Source organism: Deinococcus sedimenti (assembly GCF_014648135.1).
GTDB classification, from domain to species: Bacteria; Deinococcota; Deinococci; order Deinococcales; family Deinococcaceae; genus Deinococcus; species Deinococcus sedimenti.
In genome coordinates this window covers 34208-49980 of sequence record NZ_BMQN01000005.1, presented here as the reverse complement: position 1 = coordinate 49980, position 15773 = coordinate 34208, and the positions used below count along the sequence as shown (strand labels likewise).

The following is a 15773-nucleotide window of genomic DNA, read 5'->3' as shown; positions in this document are numbered from 1 at the left end:
GCAGAATGTGAAGGATCATGGTACGGATTCCGTCTGTTTCGTTCACCGCCCGGACAGGACACCGGGCGGCTCACTGCACGCCCGGAACCCGCTTGACCCCTGCTCGCTCTGCGGCGCAGCTCTCCGAGTTCGCCCGGGTGGACGTGGTGCTGCGCCCCACGCCACCGGAGGCCGGATGACAGGATTTCCGAACGGGTTCGTGTGGGGTATGGCGACATCGGCGTACCAGATCGAGGGCGCCGTGCAGGAGGGCGGGCGCGGCGTGAGCGTGTGGGACACGTTCAGCCATGCGCCGGGGCGCACGCGGGGCGGCGCGACGGGGGACGTCACCTGCGACCACTTCCACCGCTGGCCGGAGGACGTGGCGCTGCTGCGCGAGCTGGGCGTGGGCGCGTACCGGTTCAGCGTGGCGTGGCCGCGCGTGCAGCCCGGCGGGCGCGGCCGGGCGAACCCGGCGGGCGTCGCGTTCTACGACCGCCTGATGGACGAGCTGCTGGGCGTGGGCGTGCAGCCGTGGGTGACGCTGCACCACTGGGACCTGCCGCAGGAACTGGAGGACGCGGGCGGCTGGCTGAGCCGCGACACGGCGTACCGCTTCGAGGAGTACGCGTTCCTGGTCGGGGAGCGGCTGGCGGACCGCGCGGCGGCGTTCATGACGCTGAACGCGCCGTCCGTGGTGATGCTGCGCGGGTACGCGCACGGCACGCACGCGCCGGGGTGGACGCTGGGCCTGGGCGCGTTCCCGGCGGCGCACCACCAGCTGCTGGGGCACGGGCTGGCGGCGCGGGCGCTGCGCGAGGCGGGCGCACGGCAGGTGGGCATCGCGAACACGTACGCCCCGGCGTGGCCCGCCACGGACCGCGACGCGGACGTGCAGGCGGCGGCCCTGATGGACGCGCTGCACAACCACCTGTTCACCGATCCCCTGCTGCGCGCCGCGTACCCCGCGCCGGTGCTGGACCTGCTGCGCGAGCACGCCCCGCAGGTGCTGGAGGTGGTGCGCTCCGGTGACCTGGACGTGATCGCCGCGCCGCTGGATGTCCTGGGCGTGAACGACGCCCCGCCGGACCGGGTGCGGGCCGACCCGCGCCGTCCCTTCGGGGCCACACTGAACGCCGTCCCGGAGGACGAGGCGACCCGGGCCGGAAGCCTCACCCGGACGCTGCTGGACCTGAAAGGCCGCTACGGGGACACCTGCCCGCCGCTGGTCGTCACGGGCCGCGGGTGCGGCCTGCCGGACACGCCGGACGCGGACGGGCGGGTGTGGGACGCGGCGCGCATCCGCTCCCTGGAGGCGCACATCGAGGCCACCCGAATGGCAGTCCAGAAAGGTGCGCCGGTCAGCGGGTATCTTGCGTGGACTCTCATGGACAATTTTCAGTGGGCGGACGGCTTCGACCAGCGTTTCGGGCTGGTGCACGTGGATTTCGGGACGCAGGTGCGGACCCGCAAGGACAGCTTCGACTGGTATCAGGCGTGGCTGCGGGAGCAGGCGTGAACGCCGCCCCCGCACCCCTGGTGCCCAGCACGCCCGTGTCGTGGCGGTTCATGCTGCCGTACACCCTGGCGACCCTGGCGATGTGGATGGCGTTCAACGCCCCCGGGCAGGTCCTGATCGGCGAGCAGCTCATCAGCCTCGACGAGGGCCGCAAGGAGGCGAACCTCGCCCTGATCCTCGGCGTGGGCGCGCTGATCAGCCTGCTCGCCAACCCCATCTTCGGCGCGCTGAGTGACCGCGCCCGCGGCGCCCTGGGCCGCCGCCGCCCGTACCTGATCGGCGGGGCCGTCGCCGCGACCGCCGGCCTGCTGCTGCTGGGCGTGGGCGGCAGCGTGCCCATCCTGGTCGCCGGGTGGGGCCTGACGCAGCTCGCGCTGAACGCCTACCAGGCGGCGCTGACTGCCGTCATCCCCGACCGCGTTCCCCCCAGCCAGCGCGCCACCGTCAGCGGCCTCGCGGGCCTGTCCCAGGTGCTCGGCACGATCCTCGGCGTGGGCCTCACCGGCCTGCTGCCCGTCATGCTCGCCAAGTACGCCCTGCTGGGCGCGCTGCTGCTCCTCGCCATGCTGGGCTTCGTCCTGACCAGCCGCGACCCGCAGGCCCCCGCCACCCCACCCGCCCCCCTGTCCCTGGCGGGCTTCCTCAGCCCCCTGCAGCACCGGGACTTCGCGCTGGCATGGCTCACGCGCGGGCTCGTCACGCTCGGGTACGCGCTGGGCACCACGTACCTCCTGTACTTCCTGCGTGACCGCGTCGGCCTGAAAGACCCCGCCGCCGGGGTGTTCCAGGCGAACCTCGCCGCCGGGGGCGCCCTACTGCTGACCGTCATGCTCGGCGGCATCCTCAGCGACCGCCTGGGACGACGCAAGGTGTTCGTGATCGGCTCCACCGTCGTCATCGCCGCCGGCCTCCTGACCCTGGCGCTGCTGCCCACCTGGCCCGGCACGCTCGCCGCCGCCGCCCTCATGGGCGCAGGCTTCGGCGTGTACCTCGCCGTGGACGTCGCCCTCATCACCGAGGTGCTGCCCAGCGCGCACGACAGCGCCCGCGACCTCGGCGTGATCAACGTCGCCCTCACCCTCCCCCAGACCTTCGCGCCCGCCCTGTGCGCCCTGTTCGTCACCAGCCTCGGCGGCTACACCCCCCTGTTCCTCGTCGCGGCCGTCATCACGCTCGTCAGCGCCGCGCTCGTACAGGGCATCCGCGGGGTGAAGTAAGGGTTGTGGGGTGTAGGCAGTGGGTTGTGGGGGTGACCTGCATCGGGCGGAAACGTGCACGGCAGGCCAGTGACCCCCACCACCCCGCGCCCCGGACGTGACCGCGCACGGCAACCGACCCACTCCCCACTTCCCACAACTCCCCCTCCATGCGCCACTCGGCGGATGCGCTTCCAGCGCCGGGTGGCTAGCCTGGGAGGATGTCGTCCTCTGCCGCTGTGTCTTCGTCTGTTCCGCCTGATTCGCCGCCCCGGAGTGCGCTGGGGGTGCTGGGCACGTACCTGGGGCCGCTCAAGTGGCAGGTGGGGGCGCTGGCGGCGCTGCTGCTGACGGGGACGGGCCTGAACCTGCTGCTGCCGCAGCTGCTGCAACAGTTCGTGGACAACGCGAAGCGGGGCGCGGGCGCGGACGTCGCGGGGCTGGTGCGGCTGGCGGGCCTGTACATCCTGCTGGCGGTGGGCGTGCAGCTCATGACGGCCGGGGCGACGTACGTGGGCGCGCGGGTCGGCTGGACCGCCACGAATCGCCTGCGCGCGGACCTGATGGCGCACCTGCTGTCGCTGGACATGCGCGAGCACAAAGAGCGCACGCCGGGCGAGATGATCGAACGGATCGACGGGGACGTGACGGCCCTGAGCAACTTCTTCTCGCAGTTCGCGGTGCGGGTGTTCGGCGCGGCGCTGCTGCTGACCGGCGCGCTGGTCATGTTCTTCCGGGAGGACTGGCGGATCGGGCTGGGCGTGACCGTGTTCACCGCCATCACGCTGACCGCGATGAACCGCGTGCGGAAGCTGGGTGTGGAACCCACCCGCCTGGAGCGTGAGGCGAGCGCGCGGCTGTTCGGTTTCGTCGAGGAGCGACTGGCGGGCCTGGAGGACGTGCGCAGCCTGGGCGCGGGCGGACATCACCTGCGGCGCTTCCTGGACGTGCAGCGCAATTTCTTCACGCGCTCGATCAACTCGTGGCGGCGGCGGAGTGTGGTGTGGCAGCTGAGCATGGCGCTGTTCGCGGTCGGGTACGTGGGCGTGCTGGGCGCGGCGGTCGGCCTGTACGCGAGCGGCGCGATCACGCTGGGCACGGCGTTCCTGCTGTACCAGTACATGACGCTGGTGGAGGAACCCATCGATCAGCTCACGCAGCAGCTTCAGGATCTGCAGAAGGCCGGGGCGAGCCTGGGGCGGGTGTCGGAACTGCTCGCGCTGCGCAGCGCCGTCCGCGGCGGGACCACTTCCCTCCCGGCGGGGCCGCTGCCGCTGGCGTTCCGGGACGTGACGTTCAGCTACGCCCCCGAAGACGCGGCGGCGCGCGGCGTGCTGCGCGGCGTGACCTTCGACCTGCCCGCCGGGCAGACCGTGGGCCTGCTGGGCCGCACCGGCAGCGGCAAGACCACCCTGACCCGCCTGATCTCGCGGCTGTACGACGCGACGCAGGGCGAGATCCTGCTGGGCGGCGTGAACGTGCAGGCCACCCCCCTGCACGAGCTGCGCTCGCGCGTGGCGGTCGTCACGCAGGACGTGCAGCTGTTCCAGGCGAGCGTGCGCGACAACCTCAGCTTCTTCGACCCGCACGTCACCGACGCGCAGGTCGAGGCCGCGCTGCACGAGGTCGGCCTGAGCGCCTGGCTGGCCCGCCTGCCCGACGGCGTGCGGACGCCGCTGCCGACCGGGAGCCTGTCCGCCGGGGAGGCGCAACTCCTGGCGTTCGCGCGCGTCATGCTGCGCGACCCCAGCCTGATCATCCTGGATGAACCCAGCAGCCGCCTCGACCCCGCCACCGAGGCCCTGCTGACCGCCGCCATGACCCGCCTGCTGTCGGGCCGCACCGCGATCATCATCGCGCACCGCCTCGACACCGTCGCCCGCGCCGACCGGATTCTGGTCCTCGGGGACGGCGAGGTGCTGGAGGACGGCCGCCGCGACGACCTCGCCCGCGACCCCCGCAGTCACTACGCGGCCCTGCTGCGCGCCGGACAGCTGAACGAACACGAAGGAGTGCTCGCATGACCACCTCTCCCCTCCCCCAGCCGCCCGTGCCCGTGAAGGAGCGGACGTTCGCGCTGTCGAAGGAACTGTTCCGCTACAAGCCGGGGCTGTTCGCGTTCAACCTGTTCATGTGGGGCATGGTGCATGCCAGCCCGGCGCTGCTGACCCTGGCGGTCAGTGGCGTGTTCCGCGCGCTGGAGCAGGCCGACGGCCTGAAGACCGGCGGGCAGCCGATCAATCCGGCGATTGCCGCGGCGTGGGTGTCGGTGGCGTGGTTCGCGTTCGTGCGCCTGAGCCGCTTCGGGATCTTCTACGGTGCGTTCCGCGCGTGGATCGAGCTGTGGTACACCCTGGACGCCCTGGTGCGCCGCAACCTCCTGAGTTACCTGCTCACCGCCCGCCGCTCCCGCCGCCTGCCCGACACGCCCGCCGAGGCGGTCAGCCGCTTCCGGGACGACGTGGACGACGTCGCCGGGTACACGGAAGTGTGGGTGGACGGCGCGGGCTTCGTGCTGTACTCCGTCGTGGCGATCACGCTAATGGCGCGCGTGGACCCGTTGATCACGGCGCTGGTGTGCACGCCGCTGCTGCTGATGGTGGTGTTCGTGCAGCGCCTGTCGCCCACCATCCGCGCGTACCGCCGCCGCATGCGCGAGGCGACCGCCCGCGTCACGGACTTCATCGGCGAGACCTTCGGGGCGGTCAGCGCCGTGAAACTCGCCGCGCGTGAAGGCGGCATGGTCACGCACCTGCGCGCCCTGGGCGAGACGCGCCGCCACGCCGCCCTGCGGGACGTCCTGCTGACCGAACTGATCCGGGGCGTGAACACGAACATGGTGAACCTTGCCGTGGGGCTCGTGCTGCTGCTCGGCGCGAACAAGGTACGCGGCGGGACGCTGGACGTCGCGGACTTCGTGCTGTTCATCGGGCTGCTGCCCCGCCTGACCGGCAGCATGGGGTTCTTCGGGGACGCGATCGCCCGTCACCGCCGCACGGGCGTCAGCTACGACCGCATGACCCGCCTGCTGCAGGACGCGCCGGACACCACCATCGTCGAGCACCACGACGCGCACCTGCGCAAGGAGGCCCCAGCCGCGCCCCCCGCCCCCGCCGCCATCCCCCTGCGCGAGCTGCTCGTGGACGGCCTGACCGCCCTGCACCCCAGCGGCCTGGGTGTGCACGACGCGAGCTTCAGCGTGCAGCGGGGCGAGTTCGTGGTGGTCACCGGCCGCATCGGCAGCGGCAAGAGCACCCTGCTGCGCGCCGTGCTGGGCCTGATCCCCACCCAGTCCGGCACCGTCGCCTGGAACGGCGAGATTCAGGACGACCCCGCCTCGTTCCTCGTGCCACCCCGCAGCGCGTACACCGCGCAACTCCCGAACCTCTTCAGCGACACCCTGCGCGAGAACATCACCAGCGGCGCCGACGAAGCCCACCTCAGCGGCGCCGTGCAGCTCGCCGTACTCGAACCCGACCTGCACGCCCTCAGCGGCGGCCTCGACACCCCCGTCGGCGCGCGCGGCGTGAAACTCAGCGGCGGGCAGATCCAGCGCGCCGCCGTCGCACGCATGCTCGCCCGCCCCGCCGACCTCCTCGTCTTCGACGACGTCAGCAGCGCCCTCGACGCCCGCACCGAGGCGCAACTCTGGCAGGGCCTCGCCCAGACCGACGCCACCTGCCTCGTCGTCAGCCACCGCCGCGCCGCCCTCCTGCGCGCCGACCGCATCCTCCTCATGGAAAACGGCCGCATCACCGACGAGGGCACCCTGCCCGACCTGCTGGAACGCAGCGACGAGATGCGCGCCCTCTGGGCCGAACAGGACGCGTAAACGCGGCACAGAGCGGGGGCGTCCGGGCAGCCGACGCCCCCGTTCCCATGCCCGTTCAGCGGTCCGTGGTGATGGTGTACGTGCCGTCGCTGCTGCCCTGGACGGTGACGGTGCCCTGGCGGTCGGTGCGGTACACGCGCGCTCCGGCCTGCTTGTAGAGGTTCAGGGCGGTTTTCGTAGGGTGGCCGTAGGTGTTGGAGGCGCCGACGCTGACGACGACGTTCTCCGGGCGGACGTACGCGAGCCAGGCGGCGCTGTCGCCGTTCGCGGCGCCGTGGTGGATGCTCTTGTACACCTGGAAGGGCCCTTTGAGGTCGTCGCGTTCCTGCGCGAGCCAGCCCTCGGTTTCCGGGGTTTCGCTGTCGCCGGTCATCAGGGCGCGGAAGGTGCCGAACTGCACGGCGACGCCGACGCTGTTCTCGTTCTGGTCGTCGCCCATGCCGGGGGGTGGGGCGATCACGCGGAGTTTGACGCTGCCGAGGTTCACGGTCTGGTTGCTGGCCTTGGTGAAGGTGCTTCCGACGTCCTGAAGGGCGCCGACGAGGCGGTCCCAGGTCTGGGTGGTGCCGCCCAGGCCGTTGTTGATGAACACGCGCGGTTTCAGCGCGGCGGCGGGGACGAGGCCTGCGATGTGGTCGGCGTCGGCGTGCGAGGCGATCATCAGGTCGAGTTTTTCGAGGTTCAGGTCGCGGATGTAGTCGCGCATGCGGTCGCTGCTGCGGCCCCCGTCGATCAGGGCGGTCTTGCCTTCGGGGCTCTGGATGAGGATGGCGTCGCCCTGCCCGATGTCCAGGAAGCGGATGGTGACCTGCCCGGCGGGGCCGCCGGTGGGTTTCGTGTCGCCGCTCTGGCCGCCCTGTTTCATCCAGCCGCACGCGGCGAGGCTGGCGGTGCCGATCAGCACGAGGACGCCCAGCAGGTCCGAGGGGCTGGGGCCCTTCCGGGCGGGCGTTTTGCCCTTCGTGCGATGGCGGGGTGGGGGTTTCGCCCCGGCGTTCGCGGTGGGTTTCGGTGGGGCTTTCGGGGTGGCGGTCGCGGCGGGGTCGTTCCGCGTGTCGGCCTTCTTCGCGCCCGATTTCTTCGCGGCGGTTTTTCCGGCAGCCGTTTTTCCGGAGCCTGCCTTCTTCGCCCGGTCGGACGGGGTGGGTTTCTTCGGGCCGGTCACAGGTCGATCTCTCCCTGCTCGTTGGTGGGCGGGGCCTGACGGGCGTTCAGGGCGTCCAGCTGCGCCTGCGCGTGCTCGCGCCGCTCCTGCGTCTCTTCGGGCAGCGTGCGGAAGATCACGCCGTCCGGGCCGTCCTGCACGGCCAGCAGGTCTCCCTCGCGCACGCCGTCCGGGAGGTGGCGGGCGGGGACGTCCACGGTCTCTCCGTCGGGGCGTTCCAGCCGGGCGACCGGGCCGCGCGGCGTGTCCTCGATGGCGTCCACCGTCCAGCGCTCCGGGGTGGGGTCGGCCGGGCGGTCCGTCCCGCCGGGACGTTCTGTTTCAGAACGATGCTCTTCGGGCTTCATGTCCTCAGCGTAGCGCCTGCCGGGGTCGCGGGGGCCGGTCCCGGTCACGGCGTGTCCTCCGGCGCGGGCAGCAGGTGCACGCCCGCCTGCTTCGCCGCGTACATCCGCGCGTCCGCGCGGCGCAGCCAGTCCGTCAGGGTCTCCCCGGGCCGGCAGGCCACCAGTCCCACGTTCAGAAACGGCCGGGCCGGCAGGACCCTCCCGGACAGGACGTCCAGCCCCGTCCGGATCTGCGACGCGGCGCGCCCAGTGCCGAACGGCAGCAGCAGCGCGAACTCGTCGCCGCCCAGCCGGAACGCCTGACCGCGCGCGGCGGTCAGATCCAGCAGCGCCTCCCCGATGCCGCGCAGGACCACGTCCCCCACCGCGTGCCCCTGCTCGTCGTTGATGCGTTTGAAGTCCTGCACGTCCAGCACCGCCAGCGTCCAGTCCCCCGGGGCGCGCAGGGCCGCCTCGCCGCGCGCGGCGAACTCGCGGCGGTTGAGCAGGCCGGTCAGGGGATCGGTGTTCGCGTCGCGCTGCAGCCGCTCGTGCAGCGCCGCGTTCTCCAGGACGATGCCCAGCTGCACGCCCAGCAGCTGCATGAATTCCAGGTCCTCGGGCGTGAAGGCGTTCAGGGTGTAGCTCTGCACGGACAGCACCCCCAGCACCTCACCTCCGGCGCGCAGGGGCACGCCCATCCAGGACAGGGTGTGCGGCAGGTCCGCGCGGTAGTGCACGCGCACGACCGTCAGCTGCTCGCGGTCCAGGTAGGCCGGCAGGTCGTTTTCCAGCGATACGCGGCCCGCCACGACCCGTTCCAGCAGTCCGTCGCGGCGCGGCCCGATCCACTGCTCGCTGATTACGTCGCTTTCCAGGGTCTGCACGGTCCAGCCGCCCCCGGCGGTGGGGCGGGCCAGCAGCGTCACGGGGGACGCGAACAGCGCCTGCACCTGCTGATGCATGGTGCGCAGCAGGTCCTCGGTCTGCGCCGTCCGGGACAGGGTGGCGATCACCCGGACCAGCGAGCGGTACCGGGCGATCTGCCGAGTGGCGTCGGTGTCTGAGAGGTTCACCTTCTGGAAATTGTGTCATATCAGCTCTTTCGAGGTCCTCACAGCCGGGCCCCGGCGTGACCAGGGCCGGACCGGGCCCCGAAGTGAGGATCGGGGACATTCCCGCGTGGGGGCCGGGCGTATCCTGCACGTATGAACTGGCTCTCCGACCCGGCGCTCGCGCCCATCGTCCAGAAGGTGGAAGCGGGCCAGCGCCTGAACTTCGAAGAGGGCATGCAGCTGTTCAGGACGCGTGACCTGAACACCCTGATGCGCCTCGCGAACCTGCGCAAGACGGCGCTGCACGGCGACAAGGTGTACTTCGTGCACTCCATGCGGCTGGAGTTCACGAACATCTGCTACGTGGGCTGCACGTTCTGCGCGTTCGCCGCGCACAAGAACGAGGCCCGCGCCTGGGACTACAGCCCCGAGGAAGTCACGCGGCAGGTGGGCCGCCGCTACGTGCCCGGCATTACGGAGTTGCACATGAGCAGCGGCCACCACCCGAACCACAAGTGGGAGTACTACCCCGCCATGGTCCGCGCGCTGCGTGAGGCGTACCCGGACCTGCAGGTGAAGGCCTTCACCGCCGCCGAGATCGAGCACCTGAGCAAGATCAGCAAGAAACCCACCCTGGACGTCCTGCGCGAACTGCAGGCGGCGGGCCTGAGCGCCATGCCGGGCGGCGGCGCCGAGATCTTCGCCGACCGCGTCCGCAAGCAGGTCGCGAAGAACAAGGTCAAGGCCGAGAAGTGGCTGCAGATCCACAGCGAGGCACACTCCCTGGGCATGCGCACGAACGCCACCATGCTGTACGGGCACATCGAGACGCTGGAAGAACGCCTGGACCACATGCACCGCCTGCGCGACCTGCAGGACGACTCCATGGCCCGCTACGGCGGCGGCTTCCACGCGTTCATTCCGCTGGCGTTCCAGCCGCTAGGGAACACCCTGGCGCAGAACCTCGGGAAGACCGAGTACACCACCGGCCTGGACGACCTGCGCAACCTCGCCGTGGCGCGCATCTACCTCGATAACTTCCCGCACATCAAGGGCTACTGGGTGATGATCGGCAGTGAGTTGACGCAGGTGAGCCTCGACTGGGGCGTGTCCGACATCGACGGCACCATCCAGGAGGAACACATCGCGCACGCCGCCGGCGCGACCAGCCCCATGAAACTGAGCGAGCAGGGCATGATCCGCATGATCCAGCACGCCGGACGCCTCCCCGTCCTGCGCGACGCGTACTACAACGAACTCGCCACGTTCCCCGCGCAGCACGAAGCCGCCGACTGACATGCCGGACCTGGACGCCCTGCTGGCCCTGGACGACCGCTGGAACGCCGCGTACCACCACGGCGACCCAGGTGCCCTGGAGGGCGTCCTGGCTGCCGACTGGCTGGGCTTCCTGCCGGACGGAAGGAGCATCGGCCGCGCCGACCTGATCACGCACTTCCCCACCGACCCGGCCCCCACCCTGATGATCGAACGGCACGCCGCCCGCATCCACGGCCACACGGGCATCACCCGCCTGACCCTCTACGAAGGGCCTCAGCGCATCCAGTCCGTCCTGCGCGTCTACGCCTACGCAGACGGCCACTGGCAGGCGATCAGCGCGCAGGTCGTCCCGTGAGCGGGCAGATGGCGGATGGCGGATGGCAGATGGCGCAGCCCGAGGCTGAGTCCTCTCCATCACCCATCACCCATCACCCATCACCGCGCTCCCCCGGCACGCCCTACCGGGCCGGTTGGATTCATTTCACGAATGTCGCGCCGATCCTGGATTCGCTGGTGTTGCCGCCGGGCGTGACGGCGATCACAGGCGTGCCGACGCAGATGAACGCGGCGCTGCTGTCGGGTCAGGTGGATATCGCGAACATCAGCGCGGTGGAGTTCATCCGGAACGCGGACGTGCTCGAGGCCCTGCCGGATTTCAGCGTGGCGGTGCTGGGCCCGGTGTACTCCGTGAACCTGTTCCACACGCGTCCGCTGGAGGACCTGCGGCGGGTGGCCCTGACTGCGCAGTCGGCGATGAGCGTGGCGCTGCTGGAGGTGCTGCTGCGAGAGCGGGGCCTGAGTCCAGTGCTGGAACGCGCGGAGGGCGAGGCAGAAACGCTGCTGGCGCAGGGCTTCGACGGGGTGCTGCGGATAGGGGACAGTGCGCTGCGCGAGTGGTACGGCGTGGTGGGCCCCCTGACGCCCGAGACGACCATGACCAGCCTCCCGCACGCCGCGCGCGGCATCACCGTCACGGACCTCGCGGAGGAATGGTTCCGCCTGACCGGGCACCCGTTCACGTTCGCGGTGTGGGCTTACCGCAAGGACAACCCACCCCCAAGTGAACTCGTGCAGGCCATGCGCGAAGCGCGCCGCGAAGGGATCGGGCACCTCGCTGCCGTCGCGGAGCGGCACGCGCGGAAACTGGGCCTGCCGGAACGCGTCGTGCAGCACTACCTGTGGAACTTCCGCTACCACCTCGAAGCGCCCGACCGCCTGGGCCTGCACGAGTTCGCCGCGAAAGCCGTCCCCGGCCACGCCCCACTGACCTTCGGCCCGCGCCCCGGCGAGGAACGCACGCGGAGCAGCGCAGCGGACTGAAACGGGGCAGTGGGTTGTAGGAAGTGGGTTGTGGGCTCTGGACTGTGAGGGACGGGCACGGCCCGTCCACCCCCACCCGGCCTCCCCCCTCAAGGGGGAGGAGTAAAAACAGAGAGGAAAAAGTCGATCAGTGGTGCGAAGCGTCTCACCCGGCGCGTCACCGCTGACTGCCACCGGCCGTCGTGCGCGCTGCGCGCGGGCCTTGCGGGGGGCGGCAGGATGGCGTCCAGGCCGGACCCGTCACCGCCCAATACATCTCCGCCGCACGAGTCAAACCTCTTGCCCAGTGCAACGCTGGCTCCCCCTGCCCCTCTGGGGTAGGGGGCTGGGGGGTGGGGCAGCACACGGGCAACCGGCCACCAGACATCTACCTTGCTTAATCACAGAAAGCACCTTTATTATAGAAAGCAGATGCCCCTGACCGACACCGAATCCGCCCTCCTCGCCCTGATCCGCGAGACGCCCCTGGCGACCCCGGAGGAGCTGGCGCGCCGCCTGGGGTCCACGCGGGCGTCCGTGAACGTGCACGTGAGCAATCTGGTGCGCAAGGGCGCGCTGCTGGGCCGGGGCTACCTGCTGCCCGAGGCGGACGGGCCGGGCCGCGTGGTGGTGGTGGGCGGCGCGAACGTCGACGTGAAGGCCCGCACCCTGGAGGCGGCGGTGCCCGGAACGAGCAATCCGGGGGTCACGGCGCAGGCGCCGGGGGGCGTGGCGCGGAACGTCGCGGAGAACCTGGCGCGGCTGGGTGTACCCGTGTCGCTGCTGAGCGTGGTGGGCCGCGACGCGCTGGGCGACTGGCTGCTGCGGGAGACGGAGGCGGCGGGCGTGGATGTGCGGCCGGTGCTGCGCGCGCCTGAGGTGTCGACGGGGACATACACGGCGGTGCTGGACGCGAGTGGGGAGCTGCTGGTGGCGGTGGCGGCGATGGCAGCGGTGGAGGCCCTGACCCCGGCGGCGTTGCACGAGCGGCGTGGGGTGCTGCGGGGCGCGGCGTGGGTGGTGGCGGATGGGAACCTGCCGGAGGGGTCGCTCTCTCACCTGCTGTCGCTGGCAGCGGAGGCGGGGGTGCCGGTGGTGTTCGAGCCGGTGAGCGTGCCGAAGGCGGCGCGGTTGCGGTCGTCGCTGGCGGCGGGGCTGGTGCCGCAGGTGGTGACGCCGAACGTGCCGGAGCTGGGCGCGCTGCTGGGCCGGACCTCCCCTCAGGACGCGGTGCCGGACGAGCCGGAGGCGTTGCGGGCGGCGGCGGACGAGTTGCACGCGCAGGGCGTGCGGCTGGTGTGGGTGCGGCGGGGCGCGGCGGGCAGCCTGCTCAGTGGCCCGGACGGCGTAACGGAACTGCCCGCCCTGCCCGCCGACGTGCGCGACGTAACCGGCGCGGGCGACGCGATGCTCGCGGCGTTCCTGGCTGGGCTCGCGTCGGGCCTGTCCCCGGTGGACGCGGCGCGGCACGGGCACGCGGCGGCGGCGCTCACCGTGGAGAGTGACCACGCGGTCTCCCCCACCCTCACCCCGGCGGCCATCCAGGCGCGCCTGACGGGGGCCGCCACGACCGATTAGCCGCACCATCCCTCCTCCGTTTCACCCTCTCTCCACTCATCATTCCGGGCCCACGGCCCTAGCGAGGTTTCCCATGACTCACGACATCAACCCGACCGTTGCCGCCTACCTGGACATTCACCCCGAAGTCGCTGCCGCTCTGGCGGAGGGGCGCGCGGTGGTGGCGCTGGAGAGCACGATCATCAGTCACGGCATGCCGTTCCCGCAGAACGTGGAGATGGCGCGCGGCGTGGAGGACGTGGTGCGCGCACACGGCGCGGTGCCCGCGACGATCGCGGTGCTGGGAGGCCGCCTGAAGGTGGGCCTCACGCCCGACGAACTGCACCTGCTGGCGACCGACAAGGGCGTGGAGAAGATCAGCACCCGCGACCTGCCGGTGACGGTGGCGCTCGGAAAGCACGGCGCGACGACCGTGGCGAGCACCATGCGCGTGGCGGCGCTGGCGGGCATCCGCGTGTTCGCGACGGGCGGCACGGGCGGCGTGCACCGCGGCGCGGAGCGCAGCATGGACGTCAGCGCGGACCTGCTGGAGCTGGCGCAGACGGACGTGTGCGTGGTCAGCGCGGGCGTCAAGAGCATCCTGGATATCGGCCTGACGCTGGAGGTCCTCGAAACGCACGGCATTCCGGCTCTGACGCTGGGCAGCGAGGAGTTCCCGGCGTTCTACTCCCGCCAGAGCGGCTTTAAGGCACCCCTGACGGTCGCCACGCCGGACGAAGCCGCGCGGGTGCTGAAGGCCAAGTGGGATCTGGGCGTGTCGGGCGGCGTGATGCTCGCCAACCCCATCCCCGAGGACGCCGAGATTCCCGCCGGGGAGATCACCCCGCAGATCGAGCAGGCGCTGCGTGACATGGACGCCCTGGGCCTGACCGGTAAGGACACCACCCCGTACCTGCTGGGCCGCATGGTCGAGATCACCGGGGGCCGCAGCCTGCAGGCGAACATCGCCCTGGTGCGTCACAACGCGATGGTGGCCGCGCAGGTCGCCGTCGCCTACGCTCAGCTGGGTTAACGGTTGAAAGTTGATGGTTGATGGACGGGGCATTCCCCACTCCATCAACCATCAACTTTTCACTATCAACCCTACGCGGGTTGTGCGCTGCTCAGTTTGCGGCCTTCGCCGTGTTCTTCGGCCTGCACGTCGGCGGTGGCGGGGGGGAGTTGTTCGCCGTTGAGGACGCGGGTGAGGCGGTTCATGTCGAGTGCTTTCTCGCTGCGGGCGACGACGAGGGTGGCGACGCCGTTGCCGATGATGTTGGTGATGGCGCGTCCTTCGCTCATGAAGCGGTCGATACCGAGGATCAGGGCGAGGCCCGCGACGGGGACGGTGCCCAGGGCGGCAAGGGTGCCCGCGAGGACGACGAAGCCGCTGCCGGTGACGCCCGCCGCACCCTTGCTGGTGAGCAGGAGGATGCCGAGCAGCGCGACTTCCTGCGCGAAGCTGAGGTTGGTGTTGGTGGCCTGGGCGATGAACACGGCGGCCATGGTCAGGTAGATGCTGGTGCCGTCGAGGTTGAAGGAGTACCCGGTGGGGACGACGAGGCCGACGACGCTCTTGTTCGCTCCGGCGTGTTCGAGTTTGGCCATGAGGCGCGGCAGGGCGCTCTCGCTGGAGCTGGTGCCGAGTACGAGCAGCAGTTCTTCCTTGATGTAGCGCAGGAATTTCAGGAGGCTGAATCCGGCGAGTTTGGCGATGACGTTCAGGAGGACGAAGACGAACAGGGCGCAGGTGGCGTAGAAGGTGCCCATCAGGTACGCGAGTTGCTGGAGGCTGCCGACGCCGTACTTGCCGATGGTGAAGGCCATCGCGCCGAACGCGCCGATCGGGGCGAGTTTCATGATGAAGCCCAGGATGTTGAACACCATGACGCTGACGGCGTCGATGCCTTTCAGGATGCGCTGGCCGAGGTCGCCCATGCGGATCAGGGCGAAGCCGCTGAGGAGTGCGATGAGCAGCACCTGCAGCAGGTCACCCTCGGTGAACGCGCTGACGAAGGTGGTGGGGATGACGTGCAGGATGAAGTCCGCGACGGTCTGCTCGCCGGCGGCGTCGGTGTACTTGGTGATGGCGCTGGTGTCGAGGGTGGCGGGGTTGATGTTCATGCCGCGTCCGGGGCCGACGAGGTTCACGACGACCAGTCCGATCAGGAGGGCGGCGGTGGTGACGACCTCGAAGTACAGCAGGGCCTTGCCGCCCACCCGGCCGATCTTCTTCGTATCGCGCATGCTGGCGACGCCGCTGACGACCGTGCAGAAGATGATCGGGCCGATGACGACCTTGATCAGTTTGATGAACCCGTCCCCGAGGGGTTTGAGCCCTTCCCCGACGGTGGGGAAGAAGTGGCCGACGAGCACGCCGATCACGATGGCGATCAGCACCTGCGCGTAGAGACTGCGGAACAGTTTGGGCATGGGGTGTCCTCCGGTGCGCCGACGGTGGGCGCGAATAGGGGTGGGCGCGGGTGGGGGCGCGCTGGGCGTGCGCCGTGGGGGGTGAGCCTGCGCGGGTGCAGGGCCGGGTGGGGGTTGTGGTGCCGCTCAGCATG

At 70.8% G+C, this 15773-nt stretch carries 13 protein-coding genes; 9 read left to right on the top strand and 4 right to left on the bottom strand.

From position 1 onward, the window contains the following. Positions 1–175: 175 nt before the first annotated feature. From IEY69_RS12105 to IEY69_RS12090, 4 genes are all read left to right on the top strand, one after another. On the top strand, positions 176–1498 hold the full coding sequence (locus IEY69_RS12105) for a GH1 family beta-glucosidase (protein WP_189073413.1): 1323 nt from the start codon (positions 176–178) through the stop codon (positions 1496–1498). Beyond that, on the top strand, positions 1495–2715 hold the full coding sequence (locus IEY69_RS12100; protein ID WP_189073412.1) for an MFS transporter: 1221 nt from the start codon (positions 1495–1497) through the stop codon (positions 2713–2715). The genes IEY69_RS12105 and IEY69_RS12100 overlap by 4 nt, the downstream gene beginning before the upstream one ends. 200 nt (positions 2716–2915) lie before the next feature. Beyond that, positions 2916–4718, top strand: coding sequence for an ABC transporter ATP-binding protein (locus tag IEY69_RS12095; protein WP_189073411.1), 1803 nt, complete (start codon positions 2916–2918; stop codon positions 4716–4718). Then, the gene (locus tag IEY69_RS12090) at positions 4715–6526 is read left to right on the top strand and encodes an ATP-binding cassette domain-containing protein (RefSeq protein WP_189073410.1); all 1812 of its coding nucleotides are present in this window, start codon (positions 4715–4717) and stop codon (positions 6524–6526) included. The genes IEY69_RS12095 and IEY69_RS12090 overlap by 4 nt, the downstream gene beginning before the upstream one ends. 55 nt (positions 6527–6581) lie before the next feature. Here the strand turns inward: IEY69_RS12090 and IEY69_RS12085 are convergent, their stop codons facing one another. The 3 genes from IEY69_RS12085 to IEY69_RS12075 are packed head-to-tail and all read right to left on the bottom strand — an operon-like array spanning position 6582 to position 9093. Beyond that, on the bottom strand, positions 6582–7691 hold the full coding sequence (locus IEY69_RS12085; protein WP_229783910.1) for a ComEC/Rec2 family competence protein: 1110 nt from the start codon (positions 7689–7691) through the stop codon (positions 6582–6584). After that, the gene (locus IEY69_RS12080; RefSeq protein ID WP_189073409.1) at positions 7688–8038 is read right to left on the bottom strand and encodes a DUF3006 domain-containing protein; all 351 of its coding nucleotides are present in this window, start codon (positions 8036–8038) and stop codon (positions 7688–7690) included. Before IEY69_RS12080 ends, IEY69_RS12085 begins: the two co-directional genes overlap by 4 nt. A 44-nt stretch (positions 8039–8082) precedes the next feature. Continuing rightward, positions 8083–9093 (bottom strand): GGDEF domain-containing protein, encoded by a 1011-nt coding sequence (locus tag IEY69_RS12075; protein WP_189073408.1) that lies wholly within the window; start codon positions 9091–9093, stop codon positions 8083–8085. 132 nt (positions 9094–9225) lie between these two features. On the opposite strand from IEY69_RS12075, the gene mqnE reads away from it, so the two are divergent. The 5 genes from mqnE (at position 9226) to IEY69_RS12050 (ending at position 14239) form a co-directional block, all read left to right on the top strand. Beyond that, on the top strand, positions 9226–10368 hold the full coding sequence (gene mqnE, locus IEY69_RS12070) for an aminofutalosine synthase MqnE (protein ID WP_189073407.1): 1143 nt from the start codon (positions 9226–9228) through the stop codon (positions 10366–10368). Between the two features lies 1 nt (position 10369). After that, positions 10370–10705 (top strand): nuclear transport factor 2 family protein, encoded by a 336-nt coding sequence (locus tag IEY69_RS12065; protein WP_189073406.1) that lies wholly within the window; start codon positions 10370–10372, stop codon positions 10703–10705. A gap of 29 nt (positions 10706–10734) precedes the next feature. Continuing rightward, positions 10735–11670, top strand: coding sequence for a menaquinone biosynthetic enzyme MqnA/MqnD family protein (locus tag IEY69_RS12060; protein ID WP_189073405.1), 936 nt, complete (start codon positions 10735–10737; stop codon positions 11668–11670). 411 nt (positions 11671–12081) lie between these two features. After that, positions 12082–13227, top strand: a complete 1146-nt coding sequence (locus IEY69_RS12055) for a carbohydrate kinase (RefSeq protein WP_189073404.1) — start codon at positions 12082–12084, stop codon at positions 13225–13227. A 73-nt stretch (positions 13228–13300) separates the two neighbouring features. Beyond that, a complete protein-coding gene (locus IEY69_RS12050; protein WP_189073403.1) occupies positions 13301–14239 on the top strand; it encodes a pseudouridine-5'-phosphate glycosidase in 939 nt (312 codons plus the stop codon). 71 nt (positions 14240–14310) lie between these two features. Here IEY69_RS12050 and IEY69_RS12045 read toward each other — a convergent pair whose 3' ends face one another. Continuing rightward, positions 14311–15639: a dicarboxylate/amino acid:cation symporter gene (locus tag IEY69_RS12045; protein ID WP_189073402.1), complete on the bottom strand. Its 1329-nt coding sequence runs from the start codon at positions 15637–15639 to the stop codon at positions 14311–14313. Positions 15640–15773 lie beyond the last annotated feature (134 nt).

What these genes read in the sequence shown, in the direction of transcription:
- IEY69_RS12105 (WP_189073413.1), top strand. Translation starts at nt 176, where the DNA reads ATGACAGGATTTCCGAACGGGTTCGTGTGGGGTATGGCGACATCGGCG.
- IEY69_RS12095 (WP_189073411.1), top strand. Translation starts at nt 2,916, where the DNA reads ATGTCGTCCTCTGCCGCTGTGTCTTCGTCTGTTCCGCCTGATTCGCCG.
- IEY69_RS12090 (WP_189073410.1), top strand. Translation starts at nt 4,715, where the DNA reads ATGACCACCTCTCCCCTCCCCCAGCCGCCCGTGCCCGTGAAGGAGCGG.
- IEY69_RS12080 (WP_189073409.1), bottom strand. Translation starts at nt 8,038, where the DNA reads ATGAAGCCCGAAGAGCATCGTTCTGAAACAGAACGTCCCGGCGGGACG.
- mqnE (WP_189073407.1), top strand. Translation starts at nt 9,226, where the DNA reads ATGAACTGGCTCTCCGACCCGGCGCTCGCGCCCATCGTCCAGAAGGTG.
- IEY69_RS12065 (WP_189073406.1), top strand. Translation starts at nt 10,370, where the DNA reads ATGCCGGACCTGGACGCCCTGCTGGCCCTGGACGACCGCTGGAACGCC.
- IEY69_RS12060 (WP_189073405.1), top strand. Translation starts at nt 10,735, where the DNA reads ATGGCGCAGCCCGAGGCTGAGTCCTCTCCATCACCCATCACCCATCAC.
- IEY69_RS12055 (WP_189073404.1), top strand. Translation starts at nt 12,082, where the DNA reads ATGCCCCTGACCGACACCGAATCCGCCCTCCTCGCCCTGATCCGCGAG.
- IEY69_RS12050 (WP_189073403.1), top strand. Translation starts at nt 13,301, where the DNA reads ATGACTCACGACATCAACCCGACCGTTGCCGCCTACCTGGACATTCAC.
- IEY69_RS12045 (WP_189073402.1), bottom strand. Translation starts at nt 15,639, where the DNA reads ATGCCCAAACTGTTCCGCAGTCTCTACGCGCAGGTGCTGATCGCCATC.